This window comes from Leptolyngbya sp. PCC 6406 (assembly GCF_000332095.2).
GTDB lineage: Bacteria > Cyanobacteriota > Cyanobacteriia > Phormidesmidales > Phormidesmidaceae > PCC-6406.
Map to the genome: position 1 here is coordinate 2,592,467 of NZ_KI913949.1, position 18,625 is coordinate 2,611,091.

Sequence of the window (18,625 nt, forward strand, 5' to 3'; positions counted from 1 at the left end):
TCTACTTCTCAGACACCCTCTTAGGTCTTCCTCTACTTGGGTTGGCAAGCGAGTCCTTGATATTACTCTTTACAAATACATAAAATTCCATCAAGTTCATCTCTTGGATCTCAGCGTATCTATCTAAAATAGAGTTTAGGTGTCTTAAAGCCTCTTTTTTCCTTTCGGTTTTATCATTCCCTATTTCTAGAGATTTACTTAATTCTTTAATGGCCTCTCTATAACGCTTTTCTACAGCAAATTCCAGGGCTTTTATGCAAGACAAAATAACCTTCCTTCTATCGCTATTTGAATCTGCGTTGACAAGCTCCCGCAATAAATCTTCACTAGGACAATCTACACCAGCCTCTTTTTTAAGCACGTTTGACGTAATGTTGTCTCGTGACAGAGAGCAAATTCTTTCACCATGACATAACTCTTGAGCCTTACGAAGACTTGCCCCCATTTCGCCAACAATGAGTATCGGGTTTCCCCCATTTCCATTCTGACCAGGCTTAACTTGTTGGAGATCGAGACGGATACAGTTCAAGAAGTCAACTATTTTATCAGTACTTCTATAGTTTTCCAGGATTTGATATTCCGCTATGCCTTCTAAGGTGAACAAGCTTAGTTGTAAAGGGTCTGCACCTTGAAAATTGTAAATAGATTGGGCTTTATCACCGATAATGCCAACAATGGTTTCTTCTTGACCTATTTGTTCTAAAATTTTAGTCTGAATAGGGTTGGTATCTTGGAATTCATCAACAAAAAAATAAGGAAATTTCGCCCTTAAAACAGTCAGTATAAACGGATATCTTTTTATAAGCTCGAAGCTAAAGAAGAGAACATCATCATGATGAATAATACCAGCCCTCCAGTATTGTTTCTTGTAATTTATCAGTTTTTCTTGCTTCGTATCTGAAATAAAGGAAAAGCTTCTGCCATTTTGGGAATACTGACCTTTTCGCTTAGTAACTGAGATCTTTAATGAATTTTGAGGATTATTTTTGAGAATCCATTGCAAATTTTCTAGGTGATAAGCTGTAAGACTTAAATCAGAAAATAAATAACCTAGAGATCTATAGTCAGATTTTATCCAGTCATTAACTTTTGATAAACTAACAACATGATCATCATGCCCATCAATATCTTTTATATTCAATCCATATTCATCCGAGATCAATGAGCCAAAAGGTTTGATTACATGCCTGTACAAAAAGCTATGTATAGTGCTAACTTCTATTCGCTCAGCAGTCTCACCTAAGCGGTTTAGAATTATTTCGATAGCAACATTCGTATAAGTAATACAAACTATCTTCCGAGTTTTTCCCAACCTTGTGGAGTGGTGAAGTATATTTTTAATATGATTTACTAACCAACGAGTTTTGCCTGCACCTGGGCCTGCTGAGACTTTAAAGTGTTGTTCAATGGGTACAGATGATTCCGCATTTATTTGTGTTATTGACATATCCACTCAATAGCTTCTTGAATATAACTGGGAACGACAAAAGGTTGTTTTTGCTCTTGCTTAAGATTTTCCTCAAGTGAGTACGCTAACTCCAATGCATTTTCCCCTTTCCCAACTGAATTAAGATACCGTGAAGCAATAGCCGCTATCTTTTTATCGTCATCACTCCATGCCGAATTAGTAATACCATCTTTAATGCGCGTGTTTTCTGTGCTAGTCCTGAGCTTTTGAAGGAAGTCTTGGATAGACAAGCCTTCAGCATTAAATGATTCCATTAATTCCTTAACTTCCTCTTTATTGCTGAGCGAATCTGTGAGCAACAGTAAAGAAGATGGATTGTGTAAAGCTAGATCATATTCAAAAGTTTTTCCTTTCGCATTGTCTTGGCTAAAGAAACGAATATTAGGATGGCTTTGATATTGCTCAATTTTTTCGGTAGCATTATTCTTGTAAGCATATCTAACAGTATCTTGGTCGTATTCAAGGGGATAACATTTAGTGTATTTGCTGCTTCCGTTAGATTTATCTTTCCTCTCTGGATCTCTATCAGTAAGGCAGGCTATTTTTTTGGGAATTGTATTAAGATTTAGAGTGTCAAATAGGCATAAAAAATAGTCGAAGTATCGTCCTCCAACATTTATAACTGCTACGTGATTATCCTCTAACGATTTACCAATATATTTTGCTAAAGTTGAGAGAAGTAGTTGCTCGGCAATACCTTCTACTAAAAGAACGCTCTTGGCAAAGAGCATATCTGATTTTGTTGCATCCAAAAAGCGTTGAACGTAAGCTTTTGCTTTTCTACCTTGCTCATTCTCTGGAAACGCTTTTCCCGGATATCCTACTGTCAGGTTGTTGCCATCATAGTCTAGGCAAACTATTTCATCTAATGAAACAGCAGATGTGATTTGCGTGGAATGAGTTGTAACAAATACCTGCCTTACCTTCTGCCTAACATCCTTATTATCTCTCAAAAACTTCAAAAACTTGTATTGCATTGCTGGATGCAAATGTGCCTCAGGTTCTTCAATAGCTAAGATTGGAAATACTTTTGCATTGCTGCCTAAATAACCACCATCTGAATTAACTTGCATTTTTGCCAGTAGCAGAGACATAAAAATTAGGTTGTTATAGCCTAATCCGTTATGTGTAGCAGGTATCCTGATACCTGTCCCATATTCGACTATGAGCCTTAGAGCAGAGAAAATCTCTACATCAGATAGATTCCCCTCAAAATCTGGATTAGCTCGGTTAAAAGAAGCTCCAGTTTCTTCAGCATAGGATAGTATTTGCTTCTTTCCTTCAACCATTCTAAGCTGAAGCTGTTCCAGCAACCTCTCCGCCTGATCAGAAAAATTTCTTTTCTTTTGCTTGATTTCGGTGTTTTTTTCCTCAATAGTTTTGGCATGGTCATTTTTCACTTCATAATCCATGAAAAAATTCAAAACCTCTTTCAAAAGAGTGTTTCTTCCAGAAAACATGTCTCTTTCAACATCTCTAATAGCATCCAAGAACTGAAAGTCAAACTTTTGCAAAGACTCACTGTCAGCAATATTTAGTAAATTTGGAATTCCTCCAAATATTTTGTATACATAAAGCCTGATAAAATCATGCTTTATAATTTGCCATGCCTTTTTCAAGTCTGTAACATCTTCTAGCGATCTCTTGTAGTTCTCAATTTCCTTTTCAGGCAAGAAAAAACCGTATGTCAGTAAAGCTTCGTAGGGTGGATCTAGTTTTGTTAGCCAATTACTTACCGTAACCAAATCGTCAGAGTTTAAATCTTCATCTTCACTTTGACAAATGCTTAATGAAACTGTGATACTTGGTGGATTCACCTTGACTTCCGAGAGATTTATATTCTTATAAAAATCGTCTACATCAAGTCTTTTTGTGCCTTGACAATCTATAACTAGTGCTAAAGCTCGAATCAGATTTGTTTTACCTGCGTTATTATGTCCGATGATGACATTAGCCCCGTCATTGAAGGTAACTTCCTGATCTTTGAAGTTCCGAAAACCTTTTATGTGAATTTTAGAGATATACATTTCTTGCTATAAATCGTGTCGTAGTGAAAACTGCTGAGGCTGAAAGATAACAAGTTATTGGATCGCTACTGTCTGTCTAATTCTCTCTACAGGGTAGATAGGTAGATTACTTGTAGCCTAATCATTTCCGTAGGGTAGATGGGCTGCGAATTACTCGCATAATAGCCTTCTCATGGGTAGATAGGCGGCTAAGATCCGTATCTCTTCCATTTCCACGACATACGTACAAAGGAGAAAGGGTGGCACTGTGGGAACCTTTGCCGATGCCGTTGCCGACACCGCCGCAACCAGCACCAAAGCGGCTTTGTCCATCTTCGATCGCCTCGACCCCATCGAGGTAGAGGCCATGTTTGGCCCCTGGAAAGGCTCTGGCTTTCCGACCCACCATCCCCTTGATGGAGCGCTGGAGACGTATCACTGGCACGGCAAGCGGTTTGGCCGTTGTTCTTTGTGTTGCAGCGAGAGTAGGGGGGGTTGGGTTCTAGGTTTCAGGCTCCCTTGCCCTTGCACCCCATACCCCAAGAAAAGTTTTGATCGGGGGTTGCGATCGCACTCCAGAGGTGTTACCTTTAACTCATACAGTTCTAATACAAACTATTTGAGGCAAAACAAACAGGAGATATCCCATAACTTACCCTTTGTTCACGCTGCTCAGCAGTTCGCTAGTGTTCCGGGACGGATACTCGTTCCGAGTCGGTTCCCGAACGCTTTGCGAATCGCCGCCACCCTCCCTGGAGCCAACACTCCCAGCAATTCTGAATCCCTATCTGAATCCCCAACCGTGAACCCCTAGGTGCCGCCTCCGCCACCCAGTCAACCCACGCAGGCCCTTACACCCTCACCCCCTATTACTTCCGCTCATTTGTTCTATTTAGAACTATCTGCATCAGTCCAATCCCATCCACCCATCCACCCATCCACCCATCCACCCATCCACCCATCCACCCATTCACTCACCTACCCACCATGACCCTCCCCACCTTCTTCATCTCCCATGGCGCACCAGATCTGCCCATTCGCACCGGCCCCACCCAAGACTTCCTGCGTCAGCTCCTGGCTACCTTGCCCGAAAGGCCCACCGCCATTCTGGCGATCTCGGCCCACTGGCTCACCGCCCAGCCCACCCTGAGCACCAACCCCCAGCCCCAGACCATCTACGACTTTGGCGGCTTTCCGCCCCACCTGTCAGAGATGGTCTACCGGGCACCGGGCAGCCCCACCCTGGCAGAACGGGTGGCCGAGCTGCTCACCCAGGCAGGCTTTGCCCCCCGGTTCAACAGCCGTCGCGGCTACGACCACGGTGCTTGGACACCGCTGATCTTGATGGACCCGGCGGGCCAAATTCCGGTGACGCTGCTCTCAGTGCAGTCGCGGGAGACCCCCGCCCACCACCTGCACTTGGGCAAAGCCCTGGCCCCCCTGCGCGATGAGGGCGTGCTGATCATCGGCAGCGGGGCCGCCACCCACAACATGGCCGCCTTCAACGGCGACTACCACGCCGCGCCCCCCACCTGGGCAGCGGAGTTTGACCGCTGGCTGGCGGAAACCATCGCCCAAAACGACCTCACCGCCCTAGTCAACTACCGCCAGATCGCCCCCCATGCCCAACGCAACCACCCCACCGACGAGCACCTGCTGCCGCTGTTTGTCGCCCTGGGCGCAGGCGGCAAAGGGCACCAGGTCAACCAGGGGTTCACCTACGGAGCCTTCAGCATGGCCGCCTACCGATTTGATTGAGTTTGGAACGGCAGTTATACCAACTCTCTCAATTGCCGCTACACATCCTAGCTTCGACTCCGCTCAGCTAGCGTCCCCTGAGCAAAGTCGTTGGCTTTACCGCCCCAGCGGGGCTAGGTGAATCTGTAGTCTGATTTCGGGGAATGGGTATTAGACGGTTTCACCCATCACCCATCACCCATCACCCATCACCCATCACCCATCACCCATCACCCATCACCCATCACCCTTCACCCATCCACAAAGGAGATCCCCCCATGGCACTTGGCAAACTGATCGACGGCAAATGGACGACCGAATGGACTGAGCGCGACGACTCGGGCCAGTTTAAGCGGATGCCCACGCTATTTCACGACTGGATCACGGCGGATGGCTCCAGTGGCTTTAAGGCAGAGCCGGGGCGCTACCACCTGTATGTCTCCCTGGGCTGTCCCTGGGCGCACCGCACGGTATTGCTGCGATCGCTCAAAGGGCTGCAAGACGTGATCAGCCTCTCCATCGTGGACCCGGTAATCAGCGACCAGGGCTGGAAATTTTCAGAGCGCTGGGGCAGCATTCCCGACAGCCTCTACGGGGCCGACTATCTCTGGCAGATCTACACCCGCGCCAAAGCTGACTACAGCGGTCGCGTCACGGTGCCAGTGCTGTGGGACAAGGAAGCCCAAACCATCGTCAACAACGAGTCGCGGCAAATCATTCAAATGCTGAATTCAGAATTTAATGAATTTGCCGCCTTCCCCGATTCGCGAAGCGATCCGTTCCGGAATCGCGACTTTTACCCCGAAGCCCTGCGCTCCGCTATCGACGCGGCCATGGACGCGATCTATCAGCCGATCAACAATGGTGTCTACCGCAGCGGTTTTGCCGCCTCCCAAGCCGCCTATAACGGTGCCGTCACCGAGCTGTTTGAGGCGCTCAACCACTGGGAGGAGGTTCTGGGCCAGCAGCGCTACTTGGTGGGCGACCCGATTACTCTGGCCGACTGGTGTTTGTTCACCACCCTGTTTCGCTTTGATCTGGCCTACCACGGATTGTTCAAGACCAACCTCAAGCGCCTGGTGGATTTCCCCAACCTGTGGGCCTACTGCCGCGACCTCTACCAGCAGCCGGGGGTGGCCGAATGGTGCAGCACCGAGCACGTTAAACAGCTCTACTATGCGGGGCTACCGGAGCTTAACCCCAGTGGCATTGTGCCCACCGGGCCGGAGATTGACTACGGGCTGGCCCATGGGCGCGATCGCTAGTTTGCGGAGGTGAGGCTGCTGGCCCAGGTGGCCTCACCCAATGAATCAGCACAGGCCACCGTTGACATCTGGCCCATTTCAGCGGTGGTCTTACCATCGATAGAGGAAAAAACGACGAAGCCGCCCAGTCTCCCCTAGAATAGTACGGACTAAAACCAATGCCTGCCGCACCAGCTATGTCTACCCCCAACGTCTCTCAGGCTGCTGCTTCGGAGCCCAGTCTTGCCACCGTCAGGGCACTGGTCAGAGCCTATCAAGCCTTTTCAAGCTATTCCGAGACCTTCGTGCGGCAGTACGATTTGACCTCGGCTCAGTTTGATGTTGTCGCCACCCTCGGCAATACCCAAGGCATGAGCATGGGAGACATTGGTGAGAAAACATTGATTACGAAGGGCACCCTGACCGGAGTCGTTGATCGCCTCGAACGCAAAGGTCTGGTTACCAGAGAGACTCCCCCCGAAAATCGTCGTAGCGTCATTGTGCAACTCACGCTGGCTGGTCAGCAGGTTTTCGAGCAAGTTTTTCCGGCCCACATCGGGGATATTAAACAGCACCTCGAACCCTTGGATCCTTCAGAAATGGAACTTTTGCGCGTGTTACTGAACCGCATTCAAACCCTATTTTGACGATTCCCTGCTGCTGCTATAGAGGCAACGATGCTATGGAGCGGTTATAGCCCCTAGCCTGCTCCCGTAGGGCAGACGTGGTTATGCTTACCCCGCAAGGGTTTCCTCGTTAATTGTCCACACGCCTTAGCCTTGGAACTTGATGGGGAGTTGCACGGTGAACTTGCTGCCCTGGTGGGGAGTGGACTCGAAGGAGAGGCTGCCCTTGTGCTTCTCTACGACGATTTGATAGCTGATGGCTAGGCCCAACCCTGTACCATTGCCCACCGACTTAGTGGTGAAGAAGGGCTCATAAATACGCGAGTGGAGAGGTTTCGCAATGCCGATGCCCGTATCCTGGATGGTCACGCTGACGCTTTGGTTGTCGGTGACAGAGGTATAAATCGAGAGGGTGGGGGATGATGCCGTTTCCGATGTCCCCGAATCCTCTTTCCCGAGGGCATCGATGGCGTCAATGGCGTTATTCAAAAGATGCATGAAGACCTGGCCGATCAGCTTGGCGTCGCAGGTGACGGCGGGAATATCGCTGTAGTGACACTGCACCGCAATGGCGGGTCGGTTTCCCTGGCCCCGGAGGCGAGTTTGGAGCAAGACCAAAATACTGTCTAGAGTGGCGTGGAGATTGATGGTTTTGGTATCGGACTCGCCCTGGTGGGAGAAGGTTTGCAGGGCTTGGACAATGTCACAGATTCGCACCGTTCCCGAGTGGATGGACTTGAGAAGGGAGGCGAAGTCAGCAACGATAAAATCTAAATCTGCTGTTGCGATCGCACTTTTGATTTCCCCCTCTGGGTCAGGATAGTGCTGACGGTATAGGTCGAGAAGGGTGACTAAGGTTTCAAAGTATTGCTCAGCCGGTTCTAAATTACCGGCAATAAAGCTGATGGGATTATTCACCTCATGGGCAATACCGGAAATGAGTTGACTCAAGCCCAGCATTTTTTCTCGCTGCACCAGTTCCATTTGGGTTGCTTTGAGCTGATAGAGCGTGTTCTCTAGATCCTGATTGCGCGTCTCCAGATCCTGCTTGAATTGACGCAGCCGGAGCTGATTTTCAATCCGAATTAAGACCTCTTCCTTAAGAAAGGGTTTGGTAATATAGTCAGCGCCGCCAAGTTGAAGTGCGCGCACCTTATCGAAGGCCGCATCTAGGGCACTGAGAAAAATAATGGGAATATCCCTAGTTTTGGCATCGACCTTGAGGCGAGAACAGACCTCATAACCGTCCATATCGGGCATCGTAATGTCCAACAAAATCAGGTCAGGAGGATTAGCCTCAACTGCCGTCAAAGCCATGGGGCCACTAATGGCCTTACGGACGGAATAGCCCGCAAGGGAAAGCATTTCTGCAATCAGGCGAATATTATTGACCGTATCATCAACGATTAAAATATCCCTGGAATCTAGGGGAACATGATCCGGCGTACTGGTCTCAGAGTCTGGATCGATCGGTAAAGCCATAATGCCGGGATTATTCTGGTGTGGTGAATTGAGGTCGGCAGACATTTTTCCTTTTACACCCCTATAACGCCGTAGTCAGCCCCTCGGTCAAGGTTAAAATTCGATCAAATTGAAAGGTGTTCGCCAATTTCATTAACCCTTTGATCAAGGGGGCATGGGGGGCAGAAAGCTGCTGGACTAGGGCGATCACCTCACTGTCATTACATTCCGCAGCGGACTGGCGTAGCGCCCTGATCCAGTCGGTGGGCAGATCGGCAAAGAGATCGGCAGTGAGGGGGGGCACCGCCGACTCCGCTGGGGCTGAAGCAGGGGGGGCAGCATCCGCCGTTTCATACAGAAACTCGCATCCCAGATAACGCTGCATAATACTGAGCAATTGCTCAGACTGGAAGGGTTTGCTCAGCATGTCATCACACCCTGCGGCTAAAATAGCGGGCCTATTTTCCTCAAAGGCGGTGGCGGTGAGGGCAATGATGATTGTGGGACGCTGGTGGGAGCCAGTCTCGTTCGCAGCCTCCACCGCCCGAATCCGACGAGTGGCTTCGTAACCATCCATGCGGGGCATTCGCATATCCATCCAGATCAGGTCAGGATGCCAGGTTTCCCAGAGGACAAGAGCCTGCTCTCCATCGGTCGCTTCCTGGAGATCGAAGCCTAGGGGCTCCAAAATACGTTTCAACAGCAGTTGGTTAAGCGGATTGTCCTCCACAATCAAGATGCGATAGGTGGTCTGGGGTTGGGCGAGACCAATGACTTTAGTGGCGGGCTCTGGCTGAGCTGAAGCCCGGTTTGACCGTTGAGCCTGAACGGGGATGGTAAAGGTGAACTGGGTGCCCACGTTGACCGTGCTCTCTACCGTGATCTCGCCCCCCATGAGCTGTACATATTCCTGACTGATAGGTAGTCCTAATCCAGTACCCTGGCCAGACTTGAGCCCTGACTGGGTTTGGCGAAAGGGTTTAAACAAGTGGGGCAACTCATCGGGGGCAATGCCTACCCCCGTATCTTGGACAGTGAATTGCAGGCGGGTGGAAGAGCCTGCGGTGGGCGATGCTAGGACGGGGGCTGAGTCACTCTGGGGGGCCGCTATGGTCACCATCAGGCGAATACTGCCAGAGGGGGTAAATTTAAGGCTGTTGCTCAGCAGATTGAGGAGAATTTGGCGCAGCTTGCGGGGATCTGCATAGATATGGTTGGGGACATTCGCACCGCGAATGATTTGAAAAGACAATCCTTTTTCCTGGGCCTTCAGGATCAAGAGATCCTGTAGCTCTTGGAGCAGTTGGGGTAGATCAAAGCCTTCAGCTTGCAGCGTGATTTGACCCGCCTCAATTTTGGACATGTCTAAGACGTTATTGATCAGCCCTAGGAGATGTTCGCCACTGGTGTTGATGATCTCCACATAGCGCTGGTGACGGCTCGACAGCCCTGCATCCCGATCCATGAGTTGGGTGAAGCCTAGAATTGCATTCAGGGGGGTACGCAACTCGTGGCTCATGCTGGCTAGAAACTCACTTTTTGCCCGATTGGCGACATCGGCGGCATCCTTAGCGAGCTGGAGTTCTTGGGCCTGCTGTTGGGTATGGTGAAATAGCTCTGCCTGTTGAATGGCAATGCCGAGTTGGTCCCCAATACGGGTGACGATACGGCTGTCATCCTTTTGCCACTGGCGGGGGCCACTATTTTGATAGCAGGCTAGTAGACCCCAAAGGCGATTATTGGCGTAGATAGGCACGATTAGGTAGGCCCGTGCTTGGCAAGTTTCTAGCAGTTCTAGGTAGCAGGGGGTAAAGTCGCGCTCGTAGATGTCCTCAACTGCCAAAAAGGCGACACCTTGGCGATAGAGATCTCCTTGGTTGTCCTGGAGGTAGGTGTCTTGAATGCTGGACTGGCCTGTGGAGAGCAGTCGAACGGTGCAGCGATCATTCTGTAATAGATTGTCCTCCCAGGGGGGTCGCTCTTCCGTCGCCAGGAGAGAATGCCACCCTCCGGCTACGGCCTCGGCAATGACCTCTCCACTCCAATTGGGGTTGAAGCGGTAGACAATGACGCGATCGCACTCTATCGCCTGCCGCAGTTCCTGAGTGGTGGCTCGAAAGATCTGGACCAGATCCAGGCTTCGGCGCATGTGTTGAATCACTTGGGAGGTTGCTTTTTCTCGCTGGGCGGTGCGGGTGAGGGCCTGATTCGCTTCGGTCAAGGCCATGGTCCGCTCCGCCACCCGTTCTTCCATTTCACTGTATGCCTGTTGTAGATCCACCTCCGCCTGCTGACGCTGAAGTTCCGCCACTGCCCGAGCGGCAAAGATCTTCATAATAGCCTCAGCTTCCTCGGGGGCGTTCAGAGGCTGGTCATGGGCAACACAGAGTGCCCCAATGGCAGCGCCTTGGAGATCCAAGAGGGGAACTCCGAGATAGGTTTCTGCATTCAGCACCTGTAGGAGTTCAATGTGGGGAAAGCGTTGCTGAATCGCCTCGGGATAGAACTTAGGTTCTTTGTCCTTGATAACGTTGATGCAAGGACTATCAGAGATTTCCAGTCGGAAGTTTTCCACTAAGGCCCCATCGGAGGAGAGGACGAGGGAACAGACCGTACTGGGGGATTCGATCCACTCTGAAATAAAGGCTTGGCGTACATGGAGGGCTTTGGCCAAGTTCTGCACCAAAGCCGGGAAGAAGTCTTCCCCCGTCACTGAGGCGGTCCCCTCTACTAGACTCTGGAGGGTTTGTTGGGCCTGTTGACGGGCGGTGATTTCCTGCTGAAGCTGTTGATTCAGATTCTCCAGTTCCTTTGGCGATCGCAGGGCTAGAAACTGGGGCATCCACTCCACCAGTTTGATCGCCGTCAGACAGGAGATAAAGGCGGTGATGGCCCGCTCTACCCCCGCCACCCAGTAGTTGGGGAACCACAGGGTCCAGATGTCGAACAGGTGCCCAATACCACAGGCCAGAATAAAGCCCCCGAACAGCAGAAAGACCTCGGTGAAGGGGGTATCCTGGCGCTTGCGAACAAAGTACACCAGCATCGCCGGGATGGAAAAATATGCGATCGCGATTAGCAAATCGCTAACCACGTGCAGCGTTACGAGGGGCGGTTGCCAGAGATAGCAATGACCATGGGGAATATAGGGGCTGTAGGACTGTGACCCAAAAAGTCCAAGCAATCCAACCCATGTGTTCATAGTGTGTCCTAGTGCGTCCTTAAGAAAACCGTCCGATATAGACATCAAGATCCGGACAAAAAAGATAAAAAAATGTATTTTTCATGAACTCTCCGTGAATTATGCCCATGAATTTCTGGCAATTTGCAATCTATTTAAGTAAGTAGGTCAGGTTAATTAATCCGAGGCTTGTGAACACGGACTTGATCGCCTGAAACAACCTGCACGCAAGGCTTAAAGGGACTTCACCTTTCTTGATATACGTCGAATTTCATACGCCGACCTACTTAATAGATTTGGCTAGATAGACACCCGTACCGATAGACTCATGTAACGTATCTTTACGTACATACTTAAGTCAGTCTAAGACTTTTTTTACCCTGGTGTCTACTCAGGATCGCAGGTTGAGGGTGAAAGTTTTGGGTTGGACTGCCTATGGTGCAGCTCCCTATCCGCCCAATATTTTCCGGTCCCCTCTCCCCGTGGGAGAGGGCTAGGGCTTCGGCGTGAGCTCAGCCGAACGGAGAGGGCCGAGGTGTACCACGATAGAACGGTTAGGGTATTTGCGCCGCAGAGTACTAGTTTCCCCATAGCAAATGATTGAACGTTGTCAGCTTAGACGGGGTGACAGAGGTGGCACTCCGGGCACCCTGACCTCCAGACTCCCCGTTGTATCGGCAAACTCTGACGCGATCAAAGCAGGGCGTTGAGTTTATCTGCGATCGCGGCCTCCGGCATCACCCCTTCGGTACGGTCCATCAGATTGCCATCCTTGAAAAACAGCAACGTGGGCACCCCCATGATGTGATAGCTGGTGGCAAGGGCGTTGTAGTCGTCAATATTGAGCTTGGCGATCTTGACCTTGCCCTCGAAGGTGTCCGCCAGAGAATCCATAATCGGGTTCATCAGCCGACAGGGTCCACACCAGGCGGCCCAAAAGTCTACCAAAACCGGGACATCACTATGAATGACCTCTACCTCAAAGGTTTCGTCGGTCAGGGTGATGTACTTTGCAACCTCAGCCATGGGAACCTCCTGAATCTGAACTCTAAAGCTAACTAAGGAACTGCATCACTTTACGCTATCCCTCTGTAATCTGCACTGGCTCCTGGGGAAGCAAAGCGAACACATACTGCCAAAGGTCATTCGTGCCAAACCCACTACGGGGCCGGGGTGGGTTTGGATGGGTAGATCCCGGTTATGCAGGGACTATCCGGGCCAAACCCACCCCTACGTGAACTCGGTAATCCCTTGCCCTGAGGTAGGGGCAGGTTTAGCCAGAATCTCTCATGCCATCGCGGATATTGGGGCTCAAAACCTGCCCCGGCCAACGCCTAGGGCGATCGCAGAATGTCGTAGAGGGCAATGGCCTGTTGCGCGATCGCGGGCCAACTGTAATGGGTCTGGGCCACCTGGATCGCCCGCTGCCCCCGTCGCCGTCGTTCCTCTGGATCCTTGAGTGCCGATCGTAGACTGGCCGTGAGTGCCTCGCGATCGCAGGGACACACCCATCCCGCCTCTCCGGTTTGAATATCCCGCCAGATATACACCTGATCAGAAATCACCACCGGCAGCCCCGCCAGCATCGCCTCCGCCACCGCAATGCCAAAGTTTTCGTAATAGGAGGGCAACACGAATAGGTCCGCCGCCTGAATTAGGGCGGTCTTCAACTCTCCCGATACAAATCCGGTAATGGTGGTGCGGGCTTGCAGGGAAGAATCGGCGATATGTTGGCAAATCTGCTGTTCGTAATCTCGATTTTGGGGGTTAGCGCCACACAGTAAAAACTGAAAATCCCAGCCCTCCTGGTGCAGGGTCTCCAGGGCCGGAATCAGCAGATCCAGACCCTTTTTCGGATCTAGGCGAGACATGAAGAGAATCAGCGGACGTTCTGGGGGAATGCCATAGCGATCGCGGATGTCCACCGTGCCCGCCCCTGGGGGCAGGGGCGACACCCCCAACGGCAACACCGCATCCAGCGGCTGGGTGCCAAAGCGTTCCGACACCTCCGCCTCCTGCTGACTGGTGAAATGGATCGCCGCTGCCCCCGCCAAATTAGCCCGCTCCACTAGGGCCGCATAAATCTGCTTGAGCCGCCGCTTTTTGGCCAGATCCGCCGGGTCCAAGGTCCCCAGGGGTCGCAGCAGGTAGGGCACCCCCCGCCATCGAGTCAGGGTAGCAGCGGCGGAACTGATGGGAGAAAACAGGGCGTGGATATGGACAATGTCGTAGTCCCTGACGTGGTGCCACAGCCAGTGCAGCAGTCCGGGGGAAAATTTGTAGCGGCGGAAGGGGGCGCAGCGGAAATACAACACCTGGTAGCCCTCCTCGGATACGGGCGTCCCGAGGGGGACATCTAGGGGGACTTCATCCACATCCCCATTAGCGTCGGTGGTGGCTACGGTTACCTCGGCTCCGGCATTGGCCAAAGCCGCCGCAAACCCCCGCACCATCTGGCTCGGTCCGCCGTACACCAGGGAAATGGAGGGGACGATGTGGAGCACACGCGGTTGGGTCATCCCACCAATTCCCGGTAAAAGTCCAAACTTTGTTGAGCCAGGGCGCGGTTGGTATAGCCTTCCATGGCTAGGGCGTAGCCCCGTTTACCCAGGTCAGTTCGCAACTCCGGTTGCTCTAGCAACTGGCGCAGGCGATCTGCGAGGGCATCTGCTTGCCCCTCAGGGAACACCAGGCCCGCATCTTGAATCACGTGGGGAATTTCCCCGGAATCGGAGCCAATGACGGGCACTTGACAGGCCATGGCTTCAATCAGGACATGGCCAAATTGTTCTTTCCAGCCCACGGCGGTCAGGGTCTTGAATCCATAGGTGGTCTCAGAGGGCAGTACCAGGGTGGACATGAGGTTGATGTAGCGGGGGACATCGTCGTGGGGGACGCTTTCAATCCAAATTACGCGATCGCGGATGCCCAGTTCCGTCACCCGCGCCTCTAATTCCGCCTTCAGGGGACCGCGCCCCAGTAGCAGCCACTTCCAGGGCAGGGGATGGTCCTTTAACTGCCCCAAAGCATTGGCCAGGGTGAGTAGTCCCTTTTCGGCTACAAAGCGCCCGACAAAGCCAAACACCACCTCTCCGGGCTGAATGCCGTACTGAGCCGCCAAGTCCGGTTGGGCCTGGGGCCGAAATCGGGATTCATCTACCCCCAACTGGGGCATGACCCGAATGGGGCCAGCGTAACCGCGATCGCGCAAAATATCCGCCCCATCCTGATTTCCCGACACGATCCCATCCGTATTGTGGAGGTTGTACGCCTCCAGCAGAGAAACAGGAAACTTCAGCTCATAGGGCAAATTCCACCAGGTGAAAAACAGATTCTTCGCCTTGAGCCCCAGCAGCCGATTCAAGGTAATCAGCTCCGCATAGGCCAGACCCTTCGAGCCCTGCTCTACCTGGATCACCTGGGGGCGAAATTGCCGCAATAGCTTGACCAAATCCAGACCAAAGGTCAACATCCCCTGGTTGTTTTGGCTAAAGTTCGACACCGGCACCACCCGAAAAGAACCATCCTGCCAGCCCTGAGGCTCCACAATCCGGTTCTGCACCCCCCCCGGTTTCCAGCGCCGGGGCACCACCACCGTCACCTCCACATCCGGTTCCAGATGGGCCAGAGTGCGGAACTTCTCACAGTTCAAATCCACAATATAGGTGTGGCTTGCCACCAAAACTCTCATGGCTGGGACTCCAAGGGGTGTTCAGGTGCGATACCTTCGGGGAGCTTCGCTAACTCATCCCCTGCAAGGGTTGATGCGGTCAACGGCTCAGTGTAAAGGCGATGGCGTTTGCCCGTTTTGATCAGCGTCCAGACCGCATCCAAAAAGCCCAGGCAGTAGAACCCAAACCGAGTCACAATTTTGATCGGAGAACCACTCTTATTACAGGGGGGATTGCCCAACACATGGCAGTCAAACAGTCGCCCAAACAACCGCAGGGCTTGCCCCGGCGTTAGGTTCTTCAATCCCAGCAAAAAATGGTTGTGGTAGAACGTCACCTGATATTTCAGGGATCGCGTGGTGATGTCATGGCAGCCCCCCGTCTCTTCCCCCAAATGCACCAAATGGGCCTCCGGTGAGTACCAGACGATATAGCCCGTGCGCCGCAGTTGCAGACAAAAATCTGACTCCTCCCGCACCGCATTGCCCCGGAAGCGCTCATCAAAACAGAGGCCATGGTGAGTGAAAATATCCCGACGATAGGCCATGTTGCAGCCTCGGGCCGTCAACACCTGCTGGGGCTTCACCGTATGCACCAGATCGATGTAATACCAGGCAATACCGGGATCCATAGCCTCTGGAGGCAGATCCTCAATCGTGAGGTCAGGGCGATCCGCCAGCTTCATGCGGTCAAACACCCGCCCCGCCACTGCTCCCACCTCAGGACGCGATTGAAACACCTGAGCATGGGCCTGAAGATAGCCCGCTGGTAGCTCCACATCATCGTCGATGAAGAGAATAATGTCCCCCTTCGCCTTCGCCACACCATAGTTGCGGGCTCCCGGCAAACTAGCCCAGTCCAAGCAGAACCATTGGATTTTGCCCCCCTGCTGAAGCTGTTCTAGATGGGTCTGGGTTTCCGGAGCATGGTGCTGGGTCTGATCCACCACCAGTACTTCGTAGTGGGGATAGTCTTGGCGCAGCACATCGTCCAGGGTGGCGCATAGCACCGCCTCCCGCTGGTAAGTTGGCACAATGACTGAAATTAGGGGCCAGTTCATAGGAAACGCATACCCAATATCTTTTGACCAAATATCTTGTCAATATTCAGGACACTACAACCCATCATCCACCCTGACCCCATCTCGCTTGATGATGCGAGCAGGAATCCCCACCACCACACAGTTCTCGGGCACATCCTTGACCACCACGGCGTTCGCGCCAATGGTGACATTATCGCCAATATGAATATTCCCCAACACCTTCGCCCCCGCCGTAACCCGTACATTGTTCCCAATCTGGGGCCGTCCCGAGCGATCCTTGTGGCCAAGGGTAACCTGCGGCGTAAATACTCTAACTGTTCTATCGTGGTACACCTCAACCCCTCACCGTTCGGCTGAGGGTTCGGCTGAGCTCACGCCGGAGTCTCACACCGAAGCCCTAGCCCTCTCTCCCAGGAGGAAAGGGGACCGAAAAAGGTTGGGCTGGTGCGGAAGAATAGCACACCTATTTCAGCCCAGAGGGACTAGTTGAACTGGGCTGCTTCCTTGGCTTTTTGAATTTGCCTTAACTCCTTCTTGCTGAGTTTTTTCGTGGTATCTCCCTCCATACTTTTTTCCAATCTTTCTTGGCGATCAATATCTGGCAGCTTGAGCACAATTCCCGCCGCCAACCAATAGTAGACATTGACGGGGTCAACATCTAGAGGATAGTAATAGGGAAAGTAGCTGATAAACAGGACAAACACCCACATAGAAGCCCCATAGCCCCTCAAGTTTGGTTCCTTGACGGCTCGATAGGCTTTGAAGGTGACAATGGTTAATACCGTGTATAAAGCTAAGATACCAACTAGACCAATAATGCCAAACTCATATAGCAGCTTGGAGTGGTAGGTCTCTACAAGTTTTGTCTTTCCAAATGTCCGAGCTGCATTGGTTGCTCGCCCCGCCCCTCGGCCAAAAATGCCTTGCTGCTGCTTATAGGCCCAATTTAATTGCTGCATGATAAAGGCTTGAGGGGGTGAGGCTTCCCAACGACTGATAAAGCTATCTAGGCGCTCACTCACTACCTCCGGATCACGGGCCATAGCAAACATCAGGATTAGGACCAGCCCAATACCGATGGGTAGGAACCGCTTCAGGTTAGCAATCTGGCCCGTGAGAACGAGGAGTAGACCCACCACTACGGGCACGAGAGCTAGGGCAATTCGCTGTCCCGATAATAGAGACATGACGGCAACTGCGGCCATGGCAGCTAGCCCGATAATGCGCCAGATAAAGTTGCGATCGCTAAAGGCTGTCCCAAAGGTAAAAAAGGCACTGGAAATCAAAAACCAACCCCACTGCCAAGGGGCCACAAAAGTACCTGGTAGCCGGATTTGGTTCTGTTCTGGCGAATACAGCAGCGATCCTCCCACTAAGCAGCGGGCCTCTAGGGAGGCTCGGAACAACTCGTCGCCGGTACCTACTGTGCCCTCACAACGCCCCGTTTTGAGCATCATGTACTGCATAAATCCTAGGCCGCAGCAGATTAAAATCAGCACTACTTGGAGGCGCAGTAAAGCATACAGGTCTTCTTTTGTGCGAATCAGGTAATAAACACAGGTGATGAGGAGTAAATATCCCAAAACCGCTTTTATGCCCAAGATTCCCAAGAGAATAGGCTGTTCACTACCTCCAGCAGCAAAGTGTTGGGGCAAATTGACGAACAGCATGGTTGCCGTCATCAGGGTCAAGACAATCATCAGCGGCAGCTTGATAGCCTGGGGAATCAGTAAATTCTGTTTGTACCGGGTGCAAAACAGGAAAACTCCCGTGGCGGCGGGGAAGAAAAAGGCATCCTTTGCCAATTGCAGAAGGGCGCTTCCCCCTAGGGCATAGGTGACGGTGCCACTGAAGGGAACGTAAATAATAAAGGCGTAAATGGCTTGACGCGGATACCTAAAACAGAGAGCGAGACAGATGATGCCCCCTGCCGCTACGACGCCAAGCTTGGGTTCTGCCAAGACGCTCAGGAGTAATCCCAGAAAAGCTGCCCCGGCTACCACGGCCCCGGTGTACTGGATAAAGGCTTGACGGCCTTTGGCAACCTTGCGCTTTTGCGCCAGTTTTTCCTTCAGACTGAGTGGGGGAGCCTCCGCTGCGGTTTTCTGAGCCTTTTGCTTCTTCTTGGTTTTCGGCATGGAAAGGCGTAGCGCGACAGCATGGGGAAATTCTGCTACCACCTTAATCCA

15 protein-coding genes are annotated in these 18,625 nt (G+C 51.7%); 4 read left to right on the top strand and 11 right to left on the bottom strand.

The window, feature by feature from the left end:
- Position 1 precedes the first annotated feature (1 nt).
- The 3 genes from LEP6406_RS27680 to LEP6406_RS34245 all read right to left on the bottom strand — a co-directional run bounded on the left by LEP6406_RS27680 (position 2) and on the right by LEP6406_RS34245 (position 3,919).
- Positions 2–1,447 carry a UvrD-helicase domain-containing protein gene (locus tag LEP6406_RS27680; RefSeq protein ID WP_008316216.1) on the bottom strand — a complete coding sequence of 482 codons (1,446 nt, stop codon included), beginning with the start codon at positions 1,445–1,447 and terminating at the stop codon, positions 2–4.
- Positions 1,438–3,495 carry an ATP-dependent nuclease gene (locus tag LEP6406_RS0211485; RefSeq protein ID WP_008316217.1) on the bottom strand — a complete coding sequence of 686 codons (2,058 nt, stop codon included), beginning with the start codon at positions 3,493–3,495 and terminating at the stop codon, positions 1,438–1,440. Before LEP6406_RS0211485 ends, LEP6406_RS27680 begins: the two co-directional genes overlap by 10 nt.
- Before the next feature lie 121 nt (positions 3,496–3,616).
- Positions 3,617–3,919 carry a hypothetical protein gene (locus LEP6406_RS34245; protein ID WP_225886715.1) on the bottom strand — a complete coding sequence of 101 codons (303 nt, stop codon included), beginning with the start codon at positions 3,917–3,919 and terminating at the stop codon, positions 3,617–3,619.
- Between LEP6406_RS34245 and LEP6406_RS35615 the strand changes: the two genes are divergently transcribed.
- From LEP6406_RS35615 to LEP6406_RS0211505, 4 genes are all read left to right on the top strand, one after another.
- Positions 3,842–4,288 (top strand): GXWXG domain-containing protein, encoded by a 447-nt coding sequence (locus tag LEP6406_RS35615; protein ID WP_081748151.1) that lies wholly within the window; start codon positions 3,842–3,844, stop codon positions 4,286–4,288. The two genes, LEP6406_RS34245 and LEP6406_RS35615, sit on opposite strands and share 78 nt — an antisense overlap.
- 173 nt (positions 4,289–4,461) lie before the next feature.
- Entirely contained in the window at positions 4,462–5,232 is a 771-nt protein-coding gene (locus tag LEP6406_RS0211495; protein WP_008310319.1) for a DODA-type extradiol aromatic ring-opening family dioxygenase, read from the top strand.
- 257 nt (positions 5,233–5,489) lie between these two features.
- The gene (locus LEP6406_RS0211500) at positions 5,490–6,476 is read left to right on the top strand and encodes a glutathione S-transferase family protein (RefSeq protein WP_008310317.1); all 987 of its coding nucleotides are present in this window, start codon (positions 5,490–5,492) and stop codon (positions 6,474–6,476) included.
- Between the two features lie 176 nt (positions 6,477–6,652).
- The gene (locus LEP6406_RS0211505) at positions 6,653–7,102 is read left to right on the top strand and encodes a MarR family winged helix-turn-helix transcriptional regulator (protein WP_008310316.1); all 450 of its coding nucleotides are present in this window, start codon (positions 6,653–6,655) and stop codon (positions 7,100–7,102) included.
- Positions 7,103–7,228: 126 nt separating this feature from the next.
- Here LEP6406_RS0211505 and LEP6406_RS0211510 read toward each other — a convergent pair whose 3' ends face one another.
- The 8 genes from LEP6406_RS0211510 to hpsL form a co-directional block, all read right to left on the bottom strand.
- On the bottom strand, positions 7,229–8,608 hold the full coding sequence (locus tag LEP6406_RS0211510; RefSeq protein WP_008310314.1) for a sensor histidine kinase: 1,380 nt from the start codon (positions 8,606–8,608) through the stop codon (positions 7,229–7,231).
- A gap of 16 nt (positions 8,609–8,624) precedes the next feature.
- Positions 8,625–11,744, bottom strand: a complete 3,120-nt coding sequence (locus LEP6406_RS0211515) for a GAF domain-containing protein (RefSeq protein WP_008310312.1) — start codon at positions 11,742–11,744, stop codon at positions 8,625–8,627.
- Positions 11,745–12,416: 672 nt separating this feature from the next.
- The gene (trxA, locus tag LEP6406_RS0211520) at positions 12,417–12,749 is read right to left on the bottom strand and encodes a thioredoxin (RefSeq protein WP_008310310.1); all 333 of its coding nucleotides are present in this window, start codon (positions 12,747–12,749) and stop codon (positions 12,417–12,419) included.
- A 308-nt stretch (positions 12,750–13,057) separates the two neighbouring features.
- Positions 13,058–14,242, bottom strand: coding sequence for a hormogonium polysaccharide biosynthesis glycosyltransferase HpsP (gene hpsP, locus LEP6406_RS0211525; RefSeq protein WP_008310308.1), 1,185 nt, complete (start codon positions 14,240–14,242; stop codon positions 13,058–13,060).
- Positions 14,239–15,414: a hormogonium polysaccharide biosynthesis glycosyltransferase HpsO gene (gene hpsO / locus LEP6406_RS0211530; RefSeq protein WP_008310306.1), complete on the bottom strand. Its 1,176-nt coding sequence runs from the start codon at positions 15,412–15,414 to the stop codon at positions 14,239–14,241. The genes hpsP and hpsO overlap by 4 nt, the downstream gene beginning before the upstream one ends.
- Positions 15,411–16,454 (bottom strand): hormogonium polysaccharide biosynthesis glycosyltransferase HpsN, encoded by a 1,044-nt coding sequence (gene hpsN / locus LEP6406_RS0211535; RefSeq protein WP_008310304.1) that lies wholly within the window; start codon positions 16,452–16,454, stop codon positions 15,411–15,413. The genes hpsO and hpsN overlap by 4 nt, the downstream gene beginning before the upstream one ends.
- A gap of 54 nt (positions 16,455–16,508) precedes the next feature.
- Entirely contained in the window at positions 16,509–16,769 is a 261-nt protein-coding gene (locus LEP6406_RS34250) for a serine O-acetyltransferase (protein ID WP_008310301.1), read from the bottom strand.
- A 149-nt stretch (positions 16,770–16,918) separates the two neighbouring features.
- Positions 16,919–18,616 carry a hormogonium polysaccharide biosynthesis protein HpsL gene (gene hpsL, locus LEP6406_RS0211545; protein ID WP_263971167.1) on the bottom strand — a complete coding sequence of 566 codons (1,698 nt, stop codon included), beginning with the start codon at positions 18,614–18,616 and terminating at the stop codon, positions 16,919–16,921.
- Positions 18,617–18,625: the final 9 nt, after the last annotated feature.

Bases quoted from the DNA above. Each gene is read 5' to 3' on its own strand.
- LEP6406_RS27680 (WP_008316216.1), bottom strand. From the start codon at position 1,447: ATGTCAATAACACAAATAAATGCGGAATCATCTGTACCCATTGAACAA.
- LEP6406_RS0211485 (WP_008316217.1), bottom strand. From the start codon at position 3,495: ATGTATATCTCTAAAATTCACATAAAAGGTTTTCGGAACTTCAAAGAT.
- LEP6406_RS35615 (WP_081748151.1), top strand. From the start codon at position 3,842: ATGTTTGGCCCCTGGAAAGGCTCTGGCTTTCCGACCCACCATCCCCTT.
- LEP6406_RS0211495 (WP_008310319.1), top strand. From the start codon at position 4,462: ATGACCCTCCCCACCTTCTTCATCTCCCATGGCGCACCAGATCTGCCC.
- LEP6406_RS0211500 (WP_008310317.1), top strand. From the start codon at position 5,490: ATGGCACTTGGCAAACTGATCGACGGCAAATGGACGACCGAATGGACT.
- LEP6406_RS0211505 (WP_008310316.1), top strand. From the start codon at position 6,653: ATGTCTACCCCCAACGTCTCTCAGGCTGCTGCTTCGGAGCCCAGTCTT.
- LEP6406_RS0211510 (WP_008310314.1), bottom strand. From the start codon at position 8,608: ATGTCTGCCGACCTCAATTCACCACACCAGAATAATCCCGGCATTATG.
- LEP6406_RS0211515 (WP_008310312.1), bottom strand. From the start codon at position 11,744: ATGAACACATGGGTTGGATTGCTTGGACTTTTTGGGTCACAGTCCTAC.
- trxA (WP_008310310.1), bottom strand. From the start codon at position 12,749: ATGGCTGAGGTTGCAAAGTACATCACCCTGACCGACGAAACCTTTGAG.
- hpsP (WP_008310308.1), bottom strand. From the start codon at position 14,242: ATGACCCAACCGCGTGTGCTCCACATCGTCCCCTCCATTTCCCTGGTG.
- hpsO (WP_008310306.1), bottom strand. From the start codon at position 15,414: ATGAGAGTTTTGGTGGCAAGCCACACCTATATTGTGGATTTGAACTGT.
- hpsN (WP_008310304.1), bottom strand. From the start codon at position 16,454: ATGAACTGGCCCCTAATTTCAGTCATTGTGCCAACTTACCAGCGGGAG.